The following is a 20,027-nucleotide window of genomic DNA, read 5'->3' on the forward strand; positions in this document are numbered from 1 at the left end:
TCGTCGCTTCATTCCGGTTCGTGATTATCGGACACACGCCACGACGCACAACGATAAAATCCCCGTCCTGCAATAAACTATGACACTCGAATCCAGTCGCGGCCGTCATGGTAACCGTCTGGTCCCGGAATTCCCGTTTGAAAAGGACCGATCTTGCTTCACATCGAAACCCCGTTGATCCTGCATCCCGGACTGTCTACGTCCACGCGCCGCATCTGGCTCAAGCTTGAAAACCTGCAGCCCAGCGGCTCGTTCAAAATGCGCGGGATGGGCTTGCTGTGTTCGCGGGCGAAAGCGGCCGGCAAACTCCGCGTAGTGTGCCCGTCGGGTGGCAACGCCGGATTTGCAACGGCATTTGTGGCGCGCTTGCTCGGCATGCAGGCTGAGATCGTGGTGCCTTCCACGACGCCTGAAAACACCCGCAAGCGGGTTGCCGCGCTCGGCGCGACGGTGATCGTCCACGGCGATGTCTGGGACGAAGCCAACGAGCATGCGCTGGCATTGTCGGCCTCCGATGAAGTCGAATATGTGCCGGCTTTCGATCACCCCGTGTTGTGGGAAGGTCATAGCACGATGATCGATGAGATTGTCGCGGTGCTGCCGCAGGTGGATGCGGTCGTGGCTAGCGTAGGCGGGGGTGGTTTGCTTGCCGGCATCTTGACCGGTTTGCTGCGCCATGGCCGCACGGATTGTCGTGTGGTCGCGTGCGAGACGACGGGCGCGGCGTCATTTCGCGCGGCGCTCGATGCAGGGCATCCGGTGAAACTGGATCGTATCGACAGCATCGCAAAGTCGCTTGCTGCGCTTCAGGTGGCGAGCTGGCCGGTCAGTGCCATCAGGCAGTTTCCGCATGAGTCGGTTGTGCTGACGGATGCCGATGCGATCATGGGCGTGACGCGTTTCGCCGATGACCATCGGCAACTCGTGGAACCGGCGTGCGGGGTATCGCTTGCTGTCGGATACCTCGATCATCCGGCGATTGCTGCCGCGCACGATGTGGTGATCGTGGTGTGCGGCGGAGTCAGTGTGGATGCGCAGATGGTGGCGGACTGGGCGAGGTAATCGCTCATGCCGGACCTTTGACGGTGACGCGCTGTGCAGCACAAATACAAACACGCCAGCGCAACGCCTGGCGATCGTATTCGTCTTTAATCGCCTGATCGTCCTCGCCTTCGGTGATCACAAGCGGCATGACCGGAATGGACCCGGCAATGGGTTCTTCGATCTCTCACTATCTGCTCGACGTCATAGAGCGTGTGACGACAGCGAAGAAACCACGCCGCTGATCTAACCCGGATCGACGAATCAACCGCGGCGACCCGCCTCCCAGCGCTGGTAAACCCGCCCCTCTGCGCGAGCAACAAGCAATCGCGCCACCGCCCCTCAGCGCAATCCCATTCGCCCCAATCCTCGGTCGCGAAATCTCCTGCATCGCCCAAACGCTCTTCATCGCATCGCAGCAAAAAAAACGGCAAACCTGCCGCAGCGCCAGCGTTTCCGCCTCAATCGCACCGCACCACTCTCGACCCGCCAAACAAATCCACTTGACTAATACTGTGTGTGGAATATTGTATATCACAAACCAAACAACGCCAGCCAAGGAGGAGAGACGCTATGGCAGAAGTACTGAACCACCCGCAGACCGCCACTACAGCCGAGACAGCGAAGCAAGAAACCCCGGCGACCACCGACGGTTTCCATCTGGTCATCGATGCCCTGAAACTGAATGACCTCAACACGATCTTCGGGCTGGTCGGCATTCCCATTACCGATCTGGCGCGCCTCGCGCAAGCCGAAGGCATGCGCTTCATCGGCTTTCGCCATGAACAGCACGCGGGTAACGCGGCCGCCATCGCCGGCTACATGACGCAAAAGCCCGGCATCTGCATGACTGTTTCGGCGCCGGGCTTCCTGAACGGTCTAACGGCGCTCGCCAACGCGACCACCAACTGTTTCCCCATGATCCTGATCAGCGGATCCAGCGAGCGTGAGATCGTCGACTTGCAGCAGGGCGACTACGAGGAGATGGATCAGCTCAACGCCGCCAAACCCTACGCGAAGGCCGCGTACCGCGTCCTGCACGCGGAAGACATCGGCATCGGCATTGCGCGTGCGATCCGTGCGGCCGTGTCGGGCCGTCCCGGCGGCGTCTACCTGGATTTGCCGGCGAAACTGCTGTCCCAGACCATCGACGCCGTGAAGGGCAAGCAGTCCCTGGTCCGCGTGGTCGACGCGGCCCCGCGCCAGCTTCCGGCGCCTGACTCGGTCAAGCGCGCGCTCGATGTGCTGAAGGGCGCAAAGCGTCCGCTGATCCTGCTGGGCAAGGGCGCGGCTTACGCCCAGGCCGACGCGCAGATTCGCGAGCTCGTTGAAAAGAGCGGCATTCCTTATCTGCCGATGTCGATGGCCAAGGGATTGCTGCCCGATACCCACGAGCAATCGGCGTCCGCCGCGCGTTCGTTCGTGCTGCAGGAAGCCGACGTCGTGCTGCTGATCGGCGCGCGCCTGAACTGGCTGTTGTCGCACGGCAAGGGCAAGACGTGGGGTGGCGCACCGAAGCAATTCATCCAGGTCGACATCTCGCCGACGGAAATCGATAGCAACGTGGCAATTGCGGCGCCGGTGATCGGCGATATCAGCTCCTGCGTGTCGGCCTTGCTCGGGGGCATCGATGCCAGCTTCCCGAAGCCCCCCGCCGAGTGGACGGGCGCGATCTCCGAGCGCAAGAACAAGAACCTGGAAAAGATGGCCGCGACGCTGGCCAAGAACCCATCGCCGATGAATTTCCACAGCGCTCTGCGCGCGATCCGCGACGTGTTGAAGACGCGCCCGGATATCAATGTGGTCAACGAAGGGGCGAACACCCTCGACTACGCCCGCAGCATCATCGACATGTACGAGCCGCGCAAGCGTTTCGACTCGGGCACGTGGGGAATCATGGGTATCGGCATGGGCTTCGCGATTGGCGCCGCTGTAACAAGCGGCAAGCCGGTCGTCGCCATTGAAGGCGATAGCGCGTTCGGTTTCAGCGGCATGGAACTCGAAACCATCTGCCGCTACGACCTGCCGGTTTGCACCATCGTCTTCAACAACAACGGCGTGTATCGCGGCACGGATGTGAACCCGACCGGCGGCAAGGACGTTGCCCCGACGGTGTTCGTCAAGGGCGCGCGCTACGACAAGATGATTGAAGCATTCGGTGGCGTAGGCCGCCACGCCACGACGCCGGAAGAGCTGACGAAGGCGCTGCAGGAAGCCATTGCGTCCGGCAAGCCGACGCTTATCAACGCGGTTATCGATGAAGCCGCTGGTACCGAGAGCGGCCGCCTGACGAATCTGAATCCGCAAAGCACCGCGATGAAAAAGTAGTCCGGTTCGAGGACATCAGTGGCACGCGTCGCCGATGTCTTTGGAACAGCCGCAAGAACATGAGTAACCCACCTTTAGCCAGTGAGTCAGGAGACAGGAATCATGAGCAAGCCACTCGAGGGAATCAAGATTATCGACTTCACGCACGTGCAGGCAGGCCCGGCCTGCACGCAGTTGCTTGCGTGGTTCGGCGCCGACGTGATCAAGGTGGAACGTCCGGGCTCGGGCGACGTCACCCGCACACAACTACGCGATATCCCGGACGTCGACGCGCTGTACTTCACCATGCTCAACAGCAACAAGAAGTCGCTCACGCTCGACACCAAGAAGCCGGAAGGCAAGGAAGTCCTGGAGAAGCTTATTAAGGAATCCGATGTGATGGTGGAAAACTTCGGTCCGGGCGCGCTCGACCGGATGGGTTTCCCGTGGCAGTACATCAAGGAACTGAATCCGAAGATGATCCTGGCGTCCGTGAAAGGCTTCAGCGATGGCCACCATTACGACGACCTGAAGGTCTACGAAAACGTCGCTCAATGCGCGGGCGGTGCGGCGTCGACCACGGGGTTCTGGGACGGTCCGCCGACCATCAGCGCAGCGGCGCTGGGCGACAGCAACACCGGCATGCACCTCGCCATCGGCATCCTGACGGCGCTGATCGGACGCGACAAGACGGGCAAGGGACAGAAGGTCGCGGTATCGATGCAGGACAGCGTGCTGAACCTGTGCCGCGTGAAGCTGCGCGATCAGCAACGCCTGGACCGGCTCGGCTACCTTGAGGAATATCCGCAATACCCGCACGGCGAATTCAGCGATGTCGTTCCGCGCGGCGGCAATGCCGGTGGCGGTGGTCAGCCGGGCTGGGTGCTGAAATGCAAGGGCTGGGAAACCGATCCGAACTCGTACATCTACTTCACGATCCAGGGTCACGCCTGGGCGCCGATTTGCCGCGCGATCGGCAAACCCGAGTGGATCGAAGACGCGAACTACAACACGGCGACCGCGCGCCAGCCGCATATCTTCGACATCTTCAAGACGATCGAAGAATGGCTCGCCGATAAAACCAAGTTCGAAGCGGTCGACATCCTGCGCAAGTTCGATATTCCGTGCGCGCCTGTGCTGACGATGAAAGAGCTGGCCAACGATCCGTCGTTGCGCGAAAGCGGCACGATTGCTGAAGTCGCGCACAAGGAACGTGGCTCGTATCTGACGGTCGGCAGCCCGATCAAGTTCTCGGACATGAAGCCGGAAATCACGGCATCGCCGTTGCTGGGCGAGCATACGGACGAAGTGCTCGAGAGCCTGGGTTACAGCAGCGCGCAAATCGCCAACCTGCATCAGCAACAAGCCGTTTAAACGCGAAAGCACAGCGCCGTGGATTGCCTTGATGGACCCACGGCGCGGCCAGAATCGCCATGAATAGACAAGGCCATTTCAACAATGAATAGCGCCGTGCATACAAAATCCCCTATCGATTTCGAGCAACTGGTTGGCGTGATCGGCGACGCGGTTGTCATCTCAGACGCCAGTGGCGCGATCACCCTATGGAATCCCGCTGCCGAGCGCATGTTCGGGTTCACGCCCGAAGAAGCGCTGGGCAATTCGCTGGACCTCATCATTCCCGAGCGCTTGCGAGGGCGTCACTGGAGCGGCTACGAAAAGACCATGGCGACCGGCGAGACGCGTTACGGACACGACGTGCTGCGCGTACCGGCCGTGCACAAGGACGGCCGATCCTTATCGATTGCATTCACAGTTGCGCTGTTGCATTCAGCGGGACCGGAGCCGGGTGTGAGCGGCATCGTAGCCGTCATACGCGATGAAACCAGCCGCTTCACCGAAGATCGAAACTTGCGCAAGCGCCTCGCTGAACTCGAAGCAAAATCCGGCGCGTGATCCGAATACAGGGACGCTCGCGCGGGACCGCACTACGGTAAATGGAGACAACAATGACCGCCCAAGCGGACGTGAAACGTTACGAGCTGCTGATTGGTGGCCAAGCAGTGGCGCCCGGTGGAGGCGCGTATTCCAGCATTATCGATCCATCGACGGAGACGCCGATAGCAAGCGTTGCCCAGAGCACCGCGGCGGATGTCGACCGTGCCGTGCAGGCGGCGCGCGCCGCGTTGAAGCCATGGAATGCAATCAGGGCGTCCGAGCGCGGCCGAATCCTGATGCGCTTTGCAGAATTGATGCGCACGCATCAGGATGAAATTGCCGCGGTAGAAAGTCTCGACGCCGGCAAGCCGATTTCCGGCGTACGGCGCCAGGATGTACCCGCTGCCATCGACACCCTCGCGTATTACGCGGGCTGGTGCGACAAGATCAATGGACAAGTGGTGCCCACGCGCCCGGACGCGCTGACGTACACCGTGCGCGAACCGGTTGGCGTGGTCGCGGCCATCGTGCCGTGGAATTTCCCGTTGATGATCGGCATGTGGAAGATCGCGCCCGCGCTTGCCTGCGGCTGCACGCTGGTCGTCAAGCCGGCGGAGCTGACGCCGTTATCGGCGTTGATGCTCGGCCGTCTCGCGCTGGAAGCAGGCGTGCCGCCGGGCGTACTCAATATAGTCACCGGCAAGGGCTCGGTGGTCGGCGACGCGCTCGTGGCGCACCCGGGTGTGGACAAGGTCACGTTCACCGGTTCGCCATCGGTCGGGCGGGGAATCTTGCAGGGCGCGGCAGTCAACTTCAAGCGGGTAACGCTTGAACTGGGCGGCAAGTCCGCCAACGTCATTTTCGCCGATGCCAATCTCGATCAAGCGGCGCGCGCGGCTGCATCGGGGATATTTTTCAACGCAGGGCAGGTGTGTTCGGCAGGCTCGCGTGTCCTCGTCCAGCGACCGGTCTATGACGACATCGTCGAACGTCTGGCGCAGCGGGCGAAGTCAATCACGCTGGGTGATCCATCGCAGAAAGAGACGTCCATGGGGCCGCTTATTTCCGCGAAGCAGATGCAGACGGTGCTCGATTACGTGGACATTGGGAAGAGCGAAGGGGCGTCGATCGTGTCGGGGGGCAGGCGTTGGGGCGAGCGCGGCTATTTTGTCGAGCCCACGGTGTTTTCCAATGTCGAACATGAGATGCGCATCTCGCAGGAAGAGATTTTCGGCCCTGTGGTCAGCGTGATTCCTTTCGATGACGAAGCCGACGCCGTACGCATTGCCAACGGGACGCTGTACAGCCTCGCGGCGGGTGTGTGGAGCGCGGACATAGGCCGGGTGCACAGGATGGCGTCAGCGCTCAGGGCAGGGACGGTCTGGGTGAATACGTACGGTTATACCGATGTGCGATTGCCGTGGGGCGGCTCCGGTGATTCAGGCTTTGGCCGCGAGCACGGGGATGTGGCTATCGAGAACTTCACGGAGCCTAAGAGCGTGTGGGTGTCGTTGGCGCAATGAGGCTGGATGCAACGAGAAGAGGGGCGGGTTGATTAACCCGCGCCCTTTGAGAGCTTGGTACCTGTCAGGCGCGAACAACTCTACGCGACAAGCGACAAGCCTCAAGCGGCTTGCGCGTGTGGGCTGTCGCAGTCCGGCCGCCACATCTGTGCGCCGCGTGTGTCGTCGGCGCGGGCGATGGTCGTGGCACGGCACGCTTCGTAATACGCGTTCTTCCTGCTCACGATGGCCTGGCACAGGAACTCCGCGCTGTACGCCTTGAGCAAGTGTGGGCAATGCAGTTCGATGTACTGCGCAATGCGCGCCTGATCGCTCGCAGCGTGCGCCAGCGACCGAAGTGTTTCGACGTCCCAGCGGAACATCAGGTCAAGTTCTTCGAAGGCGCTGTTGTAGGCGCAAAGCTGGGTCTGGAGTTCGCGTGCGTCGGCGATCGTGGTTTGTGAACGGTTCATGGTCGTCTCCTTGTTAGCCATGAATGACAGCGTGATGTAGCTGCGTGGCTTAACTGCAGGATAGAAAGAACCATCCATATACGATAGTCACTTGTTTTAAGCCTAACTATTAAAGATACCTAATAGATGGTTTACCCGATATGCGTGATGGCCGAGATTTGCGCCGCCCCTTCTTCGATGAGGAATTGCTTGAACGCCATCGCCACTGCCGGAAGCCGCTTGTTATGACGATGCACGAGATACCAGTTGAGCATCACGGGAAAACCCTCTATGTCGAGCACGGCCAGCCGTCCGATCTGCAGCTCCATGCTGACCGTGTGCGCCGACAGGAAGCTGATCCCCATGCCGGCAATGACAGCCTGCTTGATGGTCTCCGTGCTGGTGATTTCCATGGCGATGTTGAGCGGCTTGAGCCGTCCCGCGAAACCTTCTTCCATCGAATTCCAGGTGTCGGAACCGCGCTCCCTGACGATGAACGGCTCATCGGCCAGCGACTCCAGCGCAATGTTCTTCTTGCCCACCAGCGGATGATCAGGCGGCGCTACGATCACGTAAGGGTGCGGGGCAAACGACACGTTCTCGGTGTCCATGTCCTTCGGCGGGCGGACCATGATCGCGAGGTCGGTGAGGTTGTCGGTGAGCTGATGCAGCAGTTCTTCGCGGTTATGAACGGCCAGGTTCAGCTTGACGTCGGTATTGCGTTTGGTGAATTCGGCCAGCAGGCGTGGGAAGAAATAATCCCCGGCGCTGATCACGGCCACGTTCAGCGTGCCTCCGGAAATACCCTTGAGTCGCGCCATGGCGTCGTCGGCTTCGCGGAACTGTTCGAGGATCGCGCGGCTGTGGTGAAGCATCTCCTGGCCGGCCATCGTCAGGTAGATCTTCTTGCCGAGCTGCTCGAAAAGCGGCAGTCCGGCGTGCTCCTCGAGCTGCTTGACCTGCGTCGAGACGGCCGGCTGGGTGAGGTAGAGCTCTTCGGCGGCGCGCGAAAAGCTAAGCCGCCGTGCAACGGTTTCGAATATTTTCAGTTGCCTAAGCGTCGCATTACGCATCATGACGGATGTCCACCTATAAACGATCCTTAATTTATACAATAAATTTTTCTAACTTTCCCTAATCGTTTTTCTGCCGCAGGATGCTTTCAACGTGCGGTAGTTTCGTAAGGTGCACGCGGGGAGAGGGCAGCAGTAGAGGCGTCCCCTGAATTGTCCCCATAAACATCAGAACATTGGGAATCGCTTAAAAATGATTCTTCTTTTCACCGCTCTTACTTTCACGGCCCGCAGGACGGGCATGGCCGTATCCGGCAGCACACGCCACGAACACGTTCCCTGACCGACCAAGACCCTCTCACACCGGTGACGAAGACACGGTGTGCCGCAGCCGATTGAGTAATCGACGAAGCAGTCGATGAAGCAGCCGATGAAGCTGTTGATTACGCGCCGTACGAGCGCTGAAACATAACGGAGACAGACATGGCAAACGCAGCGACGGCACCGGCCGCTGGTCAGCCCAAAATGGGGTGGCACAATAATCGGTGGGCTCAGCTCGCCATCGGCATCATCTGCATGGGGCTGGTCGCCAATCTGCAGTACGCGTGGACTTTGTTCGTAGTCCCGATGGATGCGAAACATCACTGGGGCCAGGCGGCGATTCAAACCGCGTTCACCATTTTCATTGTCACGGAAACCTGGCTGGTGCCGCTGGAAGGCTGGCTCGTCGATAAATTCGGCCCGCGGCCGGTCGTGATCGGCGGCTCGATCTGTGCGGCGCTAGGCTGGATCATCGATGCAAACGCGACCAGCCTGATCCATCTCTACATTGCGGCAGTGATTGCCGGCGTGGGCGCGGGTTGCGTGTACGGCACCTGCGTGGGCACTGCGCTCAAGTGGTTCCCGGACAAGCGCGGCCTCGCTGCCGGTTTGACGGCGGCGGGTTTCGGCGCGGGCGCGGCGGTCACCGTCATCCCCATCTCGAACATGATCCAGCGCTCCGGTTACGAACATACTTTCGTGTTCTTCGGCATCTTCCAGGGCGTCTGCATCCTGCTGCTCGGCATGTTTCTGGTGCGTCCGAGGCCGCCGGCTTACGCCGTTCCGGCCAAGCGCGTGGTTGCGTCGAAGATCGACTACACGACAGGTCAGATGGTGCGCTCGCCGCTCTTCTGGGTGTTGTACATGATGTTCGTGTTCGTCGCGGCGGGCGGGGTGATCGCCACGGCGCAACTCGGTCCGATCGCGAAGGAATACGGCTTCGCCAAGATGCCGGTCAACCTGCTCGGCGTGACCTTGCCGCTCCTGACCATGGCGCTGTCGATCGACAACCTGTGCAACGGTTTCACGCGTCCGCTCTGCGGCTGGATCTCCGACAAGATTGGCCGCGAGAACACCATGTTCTTCATCTTCATCGGTGAGGGCGTTGCGTTGCTCGGCCTCATGGAGTTCGGCCACAACCCGTATCTGTTCATGTTCTTCGCAGCCGTGACGTTCCTGTGCTGGGGTGAAATCTTCTCGATCTTCCCGGCCACGTGCGCCGATACCTTCGGCAGCAAATACGCCGCTGCCAACGCCGGTACGCTCTACACGGCGAAGGGCACGGCGTCGATGCTGGTGCCGCTCGCCTCGGTGCTGTCGGCCATCGGCTCATGGGACGCGGTGTTCATCGCGACGGCCACCATATCGATTGCCGCCGGGCTATGCGCCAAGTTCGTGCTCGCGCCGATGAGAAAGCGCTGGATCGATAACACGGTCGCCGAGTCGAGCCGGCTCGATGCCGCGACGTTTCAGGCTGCCTGGACAGAAGCCCCGCGCAACTCGTCGGCACAATGACCCGTAGCCAGACTGATGCCGTGCAGGGATTGAAGGCGTCCGGCGTGTCGCTGCAGCAGTTACGCCTGTTCGTGATCCTGGCGCAGCATCGGAGTTTCACGCAGGCGGGCAACGCGCTCGGGGTCACGCAGTCGGCGGCGAGCCGCAGCATCAGGGAGCTGGAAGACCTGCTTGAGATGAGGTTGTTTGACCGCACGACTCGCCAGGTCGCGCTCACCGATACCGGCCGCGCGCTGCTCCCGCGCATTGCGTTACTGGTCGATGAACTCGAAGTGGCGCTGCGTTTCGGGCGGCAGGTTTCTACGGCCGAAAACGGCGTGGTGTCGATAGCGAGCAGTTCCAGCCTGGTTGCATCGGTGCTGCCGGCGCTGCTCTCATCGTGCCGGGCGAGCTACCCCAATATCGCGCTGACGTTGCATGATGCACCGCAGGGCAGGGTGCTCGAACTCGTGCGCGCCGGCGATGCCGACATCGGTTTGCTGACCAGCTCCCTGGACGATAGTAATCCTGATGATATCTGCGATCTATCGACACAAACGCTTTTCTCCGAGTCCCTGTGCGCGATCTTGCCGGCGCGTCATACGTTGGCATCGCACGCCACGGTGCGATGGCGCGACCTGAGCGGTGCGAGTTTGTTCCTTCTCGACGACGACACCAGCAGTTTCGATGTCATCGCGCGCGCGCTCGACGAACACAGTGCGTCGAACGTCAGGCTTCAGCGGCTGACCCAGGCCGCGAGCGTCGTGCAGATGGTTGCGGCGGGACTTGGCATTGGCATCCAGCCGATGCACGCAGGCGCAGCCTCGGCTCAAGCGCTGGTGCAACCGGTGCCGCTATGGCCGCCAGTGACGCGAACTGTTGCGCTCGTGAGGCGCAAGAGCCGCACGTTGCCAGTGCAGGCAGCGCGTATCTGGACGCATGTCGTTTCGTCCTATGATGAAGAACACAAGCCGTTGCAAATCGCTAACGCCTGATCCCAATCCACCGAAATATCCGAAGCGCGGCTCCTTGAAAAAGAGTCGCGCTTTTTTCTTGCGCTTTCTCCATTGTTATCCAATACTGAATCTAATATGTTGTATATCAGAAGAGAGAATGGTCCAGGAGACGACAATGAAAATTTGCATTTACGGTGCCGGCGCGATCGGCGGTTACATGGGTGCACAACTCGCCCGAGCGGGAGCGGATGTGAGTTTCGTCGCGAGGGGGCCGCATCTGGCTGCCATGCAGGCGAACGGCGTGCGCTTGCAGATCGAGGGTGAGGAGCACACCGTCAAGGTCCGTTGCACGAACAATCCCGCGGAACTCGGGCCGCAGGATTATGTGGTGATTGCGCTCAAGGCGCATTCGGTGCCTGGCGTGGTGGACTTGATGCAACCGCTGCTGGGCCCGGATACCGCAGTGGTCACGGCGGTGAACGGCCTGCCTTACTGGTATTTCCATGAGCACGGCGGCGCGCTGGCCGGCACCACGCTGGAAAGCGTCGATCCGGGCGGCCGGCAATGGCAGGTGCTCGGACCGGAGCGGGCGATAGGCTGTGTGCTGATTCCCGCCGCCGAAATTGCGGAGCCCGGCGTGATCCGTCATGTGTACGGCAAGAAATTTCCCATCGGCGAGCCGAGCGGGCGGGTGACGCCGCGCCTGCAAGCGTTTCACGACATCATGAGCGCCGCCGACATGGAAGCGCCGATGCGCGACAACATCCGCGACGAGATCTGGCTGAAGCTGTGGGGCAACCTCTGTTTCAACCCCATCAGCGCACTGACAGGCGCCACACTCGACGTGCTTACCAGCGATCCGGCAGTGCGCGCACTGTCACGCAGAATGATGGAGGAGGCGCAGGGCATTGCCGAGCAGCTAGGCGTTCATTTTCGGGTGGATGTGGAAAAGCGCATCAACGGCGCGGCCGCGGTCGGCGCTCACAAGACCTCGATGTTGATGGATTGCGAAGCGCGCCGGCCCATGGAGATTGATCCGATCGTGACCGTCGTGCAGGAAATCGGCCGGAAACTGGCTGTCGACACACCGATGATCGACGCCGTGCTCGCGCTGATCAAGCTGCGCGAAGGGGTCAACCAGGGAACGGCCAAGCCCGGTATCAAAACGATTGAATCCTTCACGCGTTCGCAAAAAGCCGCTTAAACTGCGAACACAGAAGGGCTGTTGTTTGTGATATATCACATACGAAATATGTTGCGTTGCATTGCAACGCAACATATACTGAAGGCTCTTGGAGTAAACCACTAGGAGCTGGAAATGAGCATCGCTTTATTAGTCGTGATCGGAATTGCCTTGGTAGCGAGCGGTGTGGGTGTGACGTTTGCACTGGCATCGGCGGTGCCGCAAGACGTGTTGCAGCGCGCGCAGGACAATGGTCGGTACGCTGGGCTGACGGCGGATGACCAGGGCGGCAGCACGGGTACACGGGCGACGACGGGCGGGCGGAACCTGGGACATCAAACCATCAATGCCATCTGATACTGAAGTTGCTGCAACCCCGGCTAGTCTTCTGGAGCCGCGGTCGGAAGGTAAGCCTGTTGGCGTGACGCTTTCGCTGGCGCCGATCAACGCGACGGTTTCGTTGCGGGATCAGGCTTATGCGCGGCTGCGCCAGGCCATTTCCGAGGCGGATATTTATCGTTCGCGGGAAGAGATCCGGCTGGACGAGAAGGATTTGACTGAGGCGCTGGGCGTGAGTCGTACACCGATTCGCGAAGCCATGACGTTGCTCGAGCAGGAAGGGTTTCTGCGAACGGTGCCGCGTCGTGGGATTTATATTGTGCGGAAGACCAAGCACGAGATTGTCGAGATGATCAATATGTGGGCCGCGCTGGAAAGTATGGCGGCGAGGCTTGCGACTCAGCGCGCGACCGATGCAGAGATTGCAACGTTACGGCACATGTTTGACCATTTTCAGAATCAGGCGCCGGCCGAGCATATTGAAGAGTATTCGGAGGCGAATATTGCTTTTCACCAGGCGATTGTGCAGTTGAGCAAGTCGCAGATCATCTTCGATACGATCAAGAATATTTTTGTGCACGTGCGCGCGATCCGGAAGATGACGATTTCGCAAAGCGATCGGGCAGCGCGGTCGATTGAAGACCATATGAAGATTATTGAAGCGCTTGAAGCGCGGGATACTGAGTTGGTCGAGAGGCTGGTGCGGCAGCATTCGCTGGATCTGGCGGCGTTTGTTGAGGCTAATTGCGATTTTCTTGACTGAGAGTAGGTTTTTGTTCGCACTTGATTTGGGGCTGGGGGGCTGGGTTAGTCGGTTCTGGGGTTGCTAGGTTCTGGGGTTAATGGTCGGGGTCAATGCCGGGTTGGTGCTTTCGGCCTTAGCGGTCTGCGAGAGTCGGATTTTCTCTTTATCACTATTAGCCACTGTGCGTGGCGGCACGTCATTTCTTTGTCCAAAGCGACAAAGAAACGAAGCAAAGAAAACGCTTTAACCGCTCTACCCTAAGAGACTGTTGCAGAATTAAGTTTGCATATTTTTTAGCCGGGTCCAGCAAGTTAAAGCGCACGCGAGCGTGAGGAAGGCTTCGTGTATGTGCGCATATTTCTCGTAGCGCATCTTCAGGCGGCGATAGGAGTGCAGCCAAGCGATCGTACGCTCGACAGGCCAACGTGTTTTGCCTAGACCACTGCCATGGGGTGAGCGCAGTTTCGCGAGTTCAGGAGTGATGCCGCGTTTGCGAAAGCGTCGCCGATGTGGCTCAGAGCTATAGCCTCGGTCGCCCTGAACAATTTTGGGCTTACGCAAGGGCCGTCCTGGCTTGCCTCGAATTGGCGGAATGGCTTCGACCAGTGGGTCAAGCTGAGTGACGTCATGGCGGTTTGCGCCCGTCAGGATGACGCCGAGCGGGATGCCTTGCGCATCGACGATGATATGGTGTTTGCTGCCGAGTTTGCGCCGGTCCGTGGGGTTTGGGCCTGTTTTTTTCCCGCGTACAACGCGCGAATGGAGGAGCTGTCGACCAGTACTCTGGCCATATCGAGTTGGCCCCGACGGCGCAGTTCCGCCAGCATCGTTTCGTGCATGCGTTGCCATACGCCCGCTTTATGCCACTGGTCCAGGCGCCTCCAGCAAGTGGAGCCCGACCCGCAGCCCATTTCCTGCGGCAGCAAATTCCACGCGAGGCCTGCGCGCAGCACGAACACGATGCCTGTGAGCACGGCGCGATCAGGTATTGGCTTGCGTCCTGCATACCGGCGATTGCGCGGCGCAGCTTTGGGCAGCAACGGTTCGATGAGTGCCCATAATTGGTCGTCTATAAGTTCCTTAGCCATGGCTTCCTGTCAGGGAAAACAAGACAGAAGTTAACACCAGAGCCAAAAAGTTAACAGCCCCTTTTTGTAATTTCGCAACAGTCTCTAAGTGTCCACAGCGTGCAGTTTTGATTCATAGGTGCCCCAAAAGCACGGTGCTCGCCAGAGCGGAGGATGTGTGAACCCCTCCTTCTCCGAACACGGATACCCACACGCTTCGCCACCAGTGATTGAACCTGCCTAAGGGGCACCCCGCGCTATCCGCGGACAACCTCCCTCCAAATTGTTATGTATAACGAACTACTTCGAAACGAAGTGGCAAAATTGTTCAGGCTTGTTCAGACCGTAACCCACGAAAATAAGCGTGCGGACCACACCGCTAACCCACTAAGACATGAAGCAGTAAAGACGCGTGAGGCCGTGCAGGTTCCTTGGCAAATGTGCTTGCCCGAGAGCGTACGGGGCGAAGCGTGTTCGTGTCAGGGTTCGCGAGAAGGAGTGTTTCACACATCCGTGGCTCTGGCGAGCACCGTGCTTTTGGGGCACCTATGAATAGAAACTGCACGCTGTGGACACTTAGGGTAGCGCGGTTAAAGCGCTTTCTTTGCTTCGTTTCTTTGTCGCTTTGGACAAAGAAATGACGTGCCGCCACGCACAGTGGCTAATAGTGATAAAGAGAAAATCCGACTCTCGCAGACCGCTAAGGCCGAAAGCACCAACCCGGCATTGACCCCGACCACTAACACTGAAAGCACCAACCCGGCATTAACTCAAACCGCTGCCCCATAGCCCGCACACCCCAACCTGCGATAAGCCCCACAAACCCGCCACACTGCCGGGCCTCGCCATCTCCCGCACTGCAACATCAAACACCATCATCGGCCATTGTGCCGGCATCTCCGACCTACCGCATCGCACAACCCACCGCGTGCCACGCAAAATCACTTGACTAATACTGTGTATAGAATATTGTATATCACAGCGTCAGCACTTAAACCCATTGCCATGAGGGTCCTCTCCATCTACAGAAGCGGAGAAAAACAGCCCATCATGTTCAGCGCAATACGAAACAGAACAAACCCGAAACACCAAAACCCGGCACGGCCCGCAGGGCGCTAAAAAGGGCATCACAAGTACCACGATATAAAACCTGCTAAAGGTTAGGAGACAGGCATGAGCAAAGCCCTCGACGGGGTGCGTATCCTCGATTTCACGCACGTTCAATCAGGCCCGACCTGCACGCAATTGCTTGCATGGTTCGGCGCCGATGTCATCAAGGTCGAGCGCGCCGGCGCAGGCGACATCACGCGCGAGCAACTGCGCGATATCCCCGACGCCGACAGCCTCTACTTCACCATGCTCAACCACAACAAACGTTCGATCACCATCGATACGAAGAACCCGGACGGCAAGAAGGTCCTCGAGTCGCTCGTCAAAAAATGCGACGTGCTGGTCGAAAACTTCGCCCCAGGCGCACTCGACCGCATGGGCTTCACGTGGGAACACATCCAGGAACTGAACCCGAGGATGATCGTGGCATCGGTGAAAGGCTTCGGCCCCGGCCCCTACGAAGACTGCAAGGTCTACGAAAACGTCGCACAGTGCGCAGGCGGCGCAGCATCGACAACAGGTTTCGACGACGGCCCGCCGGTCGTCAGCGGCGCGCAAATCGGCGACTCAGGCACGGGCCTGCATCTGGCGCTCGGCATTGTCACCGCGCTCTATCAACGCAACGCCACCGGCCGCGGCCAGAAGGTGCTCGCGGCCATGCAGGACGGCGTGCTCAACCTCTGTCGCGTGAAGCTGCGCGATCAGCAACGGCTTGAACGCACGGGCACGATGAAGGAATACCCGCAGTACCCGAACGGCACGTTCGGCGAGGCCGTGCCGCGCGCCGGCAATGCATCGGGCGGCGGGCAGCCGGGCTGGATCCTGAAGTGCAAGGGCTGGGAAACCGATCCGAACGCGTACATCTACTTCATCACGCAAGCGCCAGTCTGGGGCGAGATCTGCAAGGTGATCGGCAAGGAAGAATGGATCGATCATCCCGACTTCCGCACGCCGGCCGCACGGCTTCCGCACCTTAAAGGCATCTTCGCCGAGATCGAACAGTGGACGATGACCAAAACCAAGTTCGAGGCCATGGAGATCCTGAACCAGCACGACATTCCGTGCGGCCCGATCCTCTCGATGAAGGAAATTGCCGAGGACCCATCGCTGCGCAAGACCGGCACGATCGTTGAAGTGGACCATCCGGTGCGCGGCAAATACCTCACCGTAGGCAACCCGATCAAGCTTTCCGACAGCCCCACGGACGTCGTGCGCTCACCTCTGCTGGGCGAGCATACGGACGAAGTGATGGCAGAACTCGGGTATTCGCCTGATCAGATCGCAACGTTGCGAAGCCTCGGGGCGATCTAGGGTCGGCTCGTACGTAGGTACCCGCGGGGCAGGCATTGCGGCGGGTTCCGGTTGCCGTTTTTCTCTAGACCGCAGCACCACTTCTTCAGGGCTTTCAACGTGGCTAACTGGATACGTTTTTCCCGCGCCGATGGCGTGGTGGGCTTCGGCACGCTATCGGAAGATGGCAGGCGCGTCATGCAATTCGAGGGTTCTCCCTTTGACAGTACGGAGCCCGAGCCGACGGGTAAGGAATTGGGCATAGACGAGCTCACGCTGCTGGCACCCTGCCAGCCGGGCAAGATCGTCGCGCTCTGGAACAACTTCTACGCGCTATCGAAGAAGCTCGATAAAGCGCCGCCCAAACATCCGCTGTTCCTGATCAAGCCCGCACGGTCGGTGATCGGTACGCATGAGCCGATCCGCCGGCCCGTCAGCTACGACGGCAAGATCGCTTACGAAGGCGAGCTGGGCATTGTGATCGGCCGACGTTGCTCGTCGATATCGGTGGAGGAAGCCGAGGCTTCGATCTTCGGCTACACGTGCGTCAACGACGTCACGGCCGGCGAACTCCTTCAGGAAGATCCGAACTTTCCGCAATGGTGCCGAGCGAAGGGATTCGATACATTCGGGTGTGTCGGACCTTCAATCGCGACCGGATTCGACTGGCGCGCGGCGCGCGTGATCACCACGCTCGACGGCGTCGAGCGGCAGAACTATCCGCTCGACGACATGATCTTCACGCCCGCGGAACAGGTCAGCCTGATCTCGCACGACATGACGCTCGAACCCGGCGATGTCATCGCTTGCGGCACGTCGCTCGGGATCGGCTCGATCAAGGACGGCGCCGAGGTATGTGTCTCGATCGAAGGTATCGGGACCCTGGTAAATCGCTTGCTCTGATGCGGAGACATCAATGCTCGACGGTGCGTTATGTGCGTTTGCAGTGATGGCATCCATGCAGAGCCTGAAAGCGCCGGGCGCGGTCTCGCCCACGCGACGGCAGGCATTGCGCGATGCAACCGGCGTGGGGGCCGCGGTGATCGTCGCTTACGGCATGGCGACGGGATTCGACTCGACGCTCGTCGCGCTGGCCATCGCTGCGTTCGCGATGCTGACGCCGCGGTTAGGCCGGACCACGCCCGTATCGATGCAAAGCGCGCTGGCGCTGGCCGCGCTTGCGTCGGCATCAGCCGATCGTGTGCTTGGTTTCGACCCGGGCGCTTCGCTTGAGTTGACGGCGCTCGGCGGCGTCGCGGCAATTGCGTCGGTGTTCGTGCTGAGCCGTGTGCGCTTCGGGTTATCGAATGCGAAACTAACGAGCACGATGCACTTCGCCTGCGCCGCGTTGTGCACGGTGATTGCCTATACGGCAGGGTTCGAGGGCGGCGCGGTGGCCGTGGTGATCATCGGGGCGATGGTCGCGTTGATCGGTGCTTACCTGGCAATGGCGATGGCCGATCGCGCGTATCCGGTTTTTATCGCTGCATTGAATGGGTATGCCGCGTGTTCGGTAGTCGCGGCCGGCGTCGGGCTGGCAAATGGCGCGCTGGTGGTGACCGGCGTGGCGCTCGTGCTGGGATGCGTGGCGACGTGTACGAGTGTCAGGCCATCGGGTGCGGCGAGCGAAAAGTAGGGCAATGAGTCTGCGCCGTGGGGTTAGGGAATAGCGTGCTTCGGCGCGCTATTTGCGTTATGAGGCGAAGTTTTTGTTGAGCCGAAAGGCGGAATTGGCATCAAGGCGTTGAGCCGGGAGCGAACGGCGCGAGCGTGCCGCCACGAGGCTAAGGCGCGTTACCATAGCGATACGTCGCCAGATGCCGTGGCCGGTGACGTTCATGTCCCCGAGTCTCCTCCAGCCCGTCAGCCCATAAGCCGCCTTAGCCGATGATCGACGACACACGCAGCACCCCGGCACACGCAGCACCTGTTCATGCATCACGCTCTCGGCGGAACACGCTTGTACTGGCCGCGGGCTTGTCATTCGGCAGCGCGATCGCGCTGGGTCTCACGCGCTTCTCCTACGCACTCCTGTTGCCGGCAATGAAGGCCGATCTCGGCTGGAGCTTCGCGCAAGCCGGCGCGATGAACACCGCCAATGCACTGGGTTACCTGCTTGGCGCACTCGTTTTTCCATTTGTATCGCGTCGATGGTCCGTGGGTCTCTGTTTCATCGCGGGATGTGTCTTGACGGCGGCGTTGATGACCATCGGCGGCCTGGTTTCCGATACCCATGCGTTGCTCGCGCAACGGGTTGTCACCGGTATCAGCAGTGCGTTGATTTTCGTCGGTGGCGGGGTGTTGGCCGCGCGTCTCGCAACGGCCCATCCACGCGATGCAGGTCTCGTGCTCGGGCTCTATTACGGCGGTGCGGGTAGCGGGATAGTCGTTGCGGCGCTGCTGGTGCCCATGACCACGTTCAGCGGTCCGCATGGCTGGCAATGGGCCTGGTTTGCGTTGGCCGCGGCCTGCGCGTTGGCGTCCATAGCGGCAATTGCCGCCGCTCGCAGGATCGAGCACAGCGAACCCGTCCCGCCTGTTCCCGCTGCGCCACACGCTGCCTTGCCGCTGCGCTCGAGCACTTTGCCCTGGCGACGTTTCGGTTTCATGTTGGTCGGTTACGCGCTTTTTGGCGTGGGTTATATCGGCTACATGACCTTTCTCATCGCGCTGCTTCGCGCGGCCGGCATGAGCGCGGCAGTAGTGACCGCCTTCTATGTGCTGCTCGGTCTGGCAACGATTGTTTCCGCCCGGCTCTGGTCGGGGCTGCTCAATCGCATGAGCGGCGGACAGGCGTTGGCGGTCTTCAACGCGGTCCTCGCGTTTGCGACCCTGATGCCCGCACTGTTCACGCAACCGGCAGTGGCATTTGTATCGGGCGCGTTATTTGGCGCGACGTTTTTGTCGGCCGTGGCATCGACCACGGCATTCGTCCGGCACAATCTTCCTGTCACGCAATGGACTCGCGGAATCGGCGTGTTTACGATTGTTTTCGCTGTAGGACAGATTGTCGGGCCAATCGTAATCGGCTGGATCTCGGATGGCGCGGGCCTCGCTCGCGGGCTCGTGTATTCGTCCATCCTGCTTGCCGCGGGCGCTATTCTCGCGATGTTGCAGAAGCCATTGGACGTTTAAGGGTTCTTTAAAGACTCCGTTGACGCGATCTTCGGATGTAAGAAATACTTTGCATAGCTTAGTTATTCGCCACACGTAAAAAATCGCTCAACGCCTTTAAGCGGTGAGCGATTTTTGGAGCCTTACTTTTTTGACTCTGCGCTAAGCGATCAATCCGCAGCGCAGTCGATCAAACC

Annotated in this window: 18 protein-coding genes; 14 read left to right on the forward strand and 4 right to left on the reverse strand. The window is 60.1% G+C overall.

The annotated features are described in order from the left end of the window. Positions 1-153 precede the first annotated feature (153 nt). The gene (locus ACSQ8V_RS23305) at positions 154-1,062 is read left to right on the forward strand and encodes a pyridoxal-phosphate dependent enzyme (RefSeq protein ID WP_436207301.1); all 909 of its coding nucleotides are present in this window, start codon (positions 154-156) and stop codon (positions 1,060-1,062) included. A gap of 4 nt (positions 1,063-1,066) precedes the next feature. Here the strand turns inward: ACSQ8V_RS23305 and ACSQ8V_RS23310 are convergent, their stop codons facing one another. Continuing rightward, a complete protein-coding gene (locus ACSQ8V_RS23310; protein ID WP_436207302.1) occupies positions 1,067-1,192 on the reverse strand; it encodes a hypothetical protein in 126 nt (41 codons plus the stop codon). 422 nt (positions 1,193-1,614) lie between these two features. Between ACSQ8V_RS23310 and oxc the strand changes: the two genes are divergently transcribed. From oxc to ACSQ8V_RS23330, 4 genes are all read left to right on the forward strand, one after another. Beyond that, on the forward strand, positions 1,615-3,369 hold the full coding sequence (gene oxc, locus ACSQ8V_RS23315) for an oxalyl-CoA decarboxylase (RefSeq protein WP_436207303.1): 1,755 nt from the start codon (positions 1,615-1,617) through the stop codon (positions 3,367-3,369). 102 nt (positions 3,370-3,471) lie between these two features. After that, on the forward strand, positions 3,472-4,722 hold the full coding sequence (gene frc, locus ACSQ8V_RS23320; protein ID WP_436207304.1) for a formyl-CoA transferase: 1,251 nt from the start codon (positions 3,472-3,474) through the stop codon (positions 4,720-4,722). Between the two features lie 96 nt (positions 4,723-4,818). Next, on the forward strand, positions 4,819-5,262 hold the full coding sequence (locus tag ACSQ8V_RS23325) for a PAS domain S-box protein (protein ID WP_436207305.1): 444 nt from the start codon (positions 4,819-4,821) through the stop codon (positions 5,260-5,262). 53 nt (positions 5,263-5,315) lie between these two features. Continuing rightward, a complete protein-coding gene (locus ACSQ8V_RS23330; RefSeq protein WP_436207306.1) occupies positions 5,316-6,767 on the forward strand; it encodes an aldehyde dehydrogenase family protein in 1,452 nt (483 codons plus the stop codon). A gap of 101 nt (positions 6,768-6,868) precedes the next feature. Here ACSQ8V_RS23330 and ACSQ8V_RS23335 read toward each other — a convergent pair whose 3' ends face one another. Further along, entirely contained in the window at positions 6,869-7,219 is a 351-nt protein-coding gene (locus tag ACSQ8V_RS23335; protein WP_436207307.1) for a hypothetical protein, read from the reverse strand. A gap of 131 nt (positions 7,220-7,350) precedes the next feature. Continuing rightward, positions 7,351-8,271, reverse strand: a complete 921-nt coding sequence (locus ACSQ8V_RS23340) for a LysR family transcriptional regulator (RefSeq protein ID WP_436207995.1) — start codon at positions 8,269-8,271, stop codon at positions 7,351-7,353. 423 nt (positions 8,272-8,694) lie between these two features. Here ACSQ8V_RS23340 and oxlT point away from each other — a divergent pair, with 423 nt between their 5' ends. From oxlT to ACSQ8V_RS23365, 5 genes are all read left to right on the forward strand, one after another. Further along, positions 8,695-10,047 (forward strand): oxalate/formate MFS antiporter, encoded by a 1,353-nt coding sequence (oxlT, locus tag ACSQ8V_RS23345; RefSeq protein ID WP_436183878.1) that lies wholly within the window; start codon positions 8,695-8,697, stop codon positions 10,045-10,047. Then, positions 10,044-11,021: a LysR family transcriptional regulator gene (locus ACSQ8V_RS23350; protein ID WP_436207308.1), complete on the forward strand. Its 978-nt coding sequence runs from the start codon at positions 10,044-10,046 to the stop codon at positions 11,019-11,021. Before oxlT ends, ACSQ8V_RS23350 begins: the two co-directional genes overlap by 4 nt. A gap of 136 nt (positions 11,022-11,157) precedes the next feature. Continuing rightward, complete coding sequence (locus ACSQ8V_RS23355) at positions 11,158-12,186, forward strand: 2-dehydropantoate 2-reductase (RefSeq protein WP_436207309.1); 1,029 nt, start codon at positions 11,158-11,160, stop codon at positions 12,184-12,186. A gap of 114 nt (positions 12,187-12,300) precedes the next feature. Further along, a complete protein-coding gene (locus ACSQ8V_RS23360; protein WP_436207310.1) occupies positions 12,301-12,522 on the forward strand; it encodes a hypothetical protein in 222 nt (73 codons plus the stop codon). Between the two features lie 64 nt (positions 12,523-12,586). Further along, complete coding sequence (locus tag ACSQ8V_RS23365; RefSeq protein ID WP_436184933.1) at positions 12,587-13,267, forward strand: GntR family transcriptional regulator; 681 nt, start codon at positions 12,587-12,589, stop codon at positions 13,265-13,267. Between the two features lie 258 nt (positions 13,268-13,525). Here the strand turns inward: ACSQ8V_RS23365 and ACSQ8V_RS23370 are convergent. After that, positions 13,526-14,337, reverse strand: a protein-coding gene (locus tag ACSQ8V_RS23370) for an IS5 family transposase (protein WP_436180705.1) whose coding sequence is annotated in 2 segments (ribosomal slippage) — positions 13,526-13,989 and positions 13,989-14,337 — 813 coding nt in all. Because the reading frame shifts where the segments join, the coding sequence is not laid out codon by codon here. A 1,152-nt stretch (positions 14,338-15,489) separates the two neighbouring features. Between ACSQ8V_RS23370 and frc (ACSQ8V_RS23375) the strand changes: the two genes are divergently transcribed. From frc (ACSQ8V_RS23375) to ACSQ8V_RS23390, 4 genes are all read left to right on the forward strand, one after another. After that, the gene (gene frc / locus ACSQ8V_RS23375) at positions 15,490-16,737 is read left to right on the forward strand and encodes a formyl-CoA transferase (RefSeq protein ID WP_213766332.1); all 1,248 of its coding nucleotides are present in this window, start codon (positions 15,490-15,492) and stop codon (positions 16,735-16,737) included. A gap of 99 nt (positions 16,738-16,836) precedes the next feature. Further along, a complete protein-coding gene (locus ACSQ8V_RS23380) occupies positions 16,837-17,619 on the forward strand; it encodes a fumarylacetoacetate hydrolase family protein (protein WP_213766333.1) in 783 nt (260 codons plus the stop codon). Between the two features lie 13 nt (positions 17,620-17,632). Beyond that, positions 17,633-18,352, forward strand: a complete 720-nt coding sequence (locus ACSQ8V_RS23385) for a hypothetical protein (RefSeq protein WP_436207311.1) — start codon at positions 17,633-17,635, stop codon at positions 18,350-18,352. Positions 18,353-18,603: 251 nt separating this feature from the next. Further along, complete coding sequence (locus tag ACSQ8V_RS23390; protein WP_436207312.1) at positions 18,604-19,851, forward strand: YbfB/YjiJ family MFS transporter; 1,248 nt, start codon at positions 18,604-18,606, stop codon at positions 19,849-19,851. Positions 19,852-20,027: the final 176 nt, after the last annotated feature.

Origin of the sequence: Caballeronia sp. LjRoot31 (genome assembly GCF_964253885.1) — a bacterium.
GTDB lineage: Bacteria > Pseudomonadota > Gammaproteobacteria > Burkholderiales > Burkholderiaceae > Caballeronia.

Excerpts from the sequence above, each read along its gene's own strand:
- ACSQ8V_RS23310 (WP_436207302.1), bottom strand. The coding sequence starts at position 1,192 with ATGCCGCTTGTGATCACCGAAGGCGAGGACGATCAGGCGATTAAAGAC.
- oxc (WP_436207303.1), top strand. The coding sequence starts at position 1,615 with ATGGCAGAAGTACTGAACCACCCGCAGACCGCCACTACAGCCGAGACA.
- frc (WP_436207304.1), top strand. The coding sequence starts at position 3,472 with ATGAGCAAGCCACTCGAGGGAATCAAGATTATCGACTTCACGCACGTG.
- ACSQ8V_RS23330 (WP_436207306.1), top strand. The coding sequence starts at position 5,316 with ATGACCGCCCAAGCGGACGTGAAACGTTACGAGCTGCTGATTGGTGGC.
- ACSQ8V_RS23335 (WP_436207307.1), bottom strand. The coding sequence starts at position 7,219 with ATGAACCGTTCACAAACCACGATCGCCGACGCACGCGAACTCCAGACC.
- ACSQ8V_RS23340 (WP_436207995.1), bottom strand. The coding sequence starts at position 8,271 with ATGCGTAATGCGACGCTTAGGCAACTGAAAATATTCGAAACCGTTGCA.
- oxlT (WP_436183878.1), top strand. The coding sequence starts at position 8,695 with ATGGCAAACGCAGCGACGGCACCGGCCGCTGGTCAGCCCAAAATGGGG.
- ACSQ8V_RS23350 (WP_436207308.1), top strand. The coding sequence starts at position 10,044 with ATGACCCGTAGCCAGACTGATGCCGTGCAGGGATTGAAGGCGTCCGGC.
- ACSQ8V_RS23355 (WP_436207309.1), top strand. The coding sequence starts at position 11,158 with ATGAAAATTTGCATTTACGGTGCCGGCGCGATCGGCGGTTACATGGGT.
- ACSQ8V_RS23360 (WP_436207310.1), top strand. The coding sequence starts at position 12,301 with ATGAGCATCGCTTTATTAGTCGTGATCGGAATTGCCTTGGTAGCGAGC.
- frc (WP_213766332.1), top strand. The coding sequence starts at position 15,490 with ATGAGCAAAGCCCTCGACGGGGTGCGTATCCTCGATTTCACGCACGTT.
- ACSQ8V_RS23385 (WP_436207311.1), top strand. The coding sequence starts at position 17,633 with ATGCTCGACGGTGCGTTATGTGCGTTTGCAGTGATGGCATCCATGCAG.
- ACSQ8V_RS23390 (WP_436207312.1), top strand. The coding sequence starts at position 18,604 with ATGATCGACGACACACGCAGCACCCCGGCACACGCAGCACCTGTTCAT.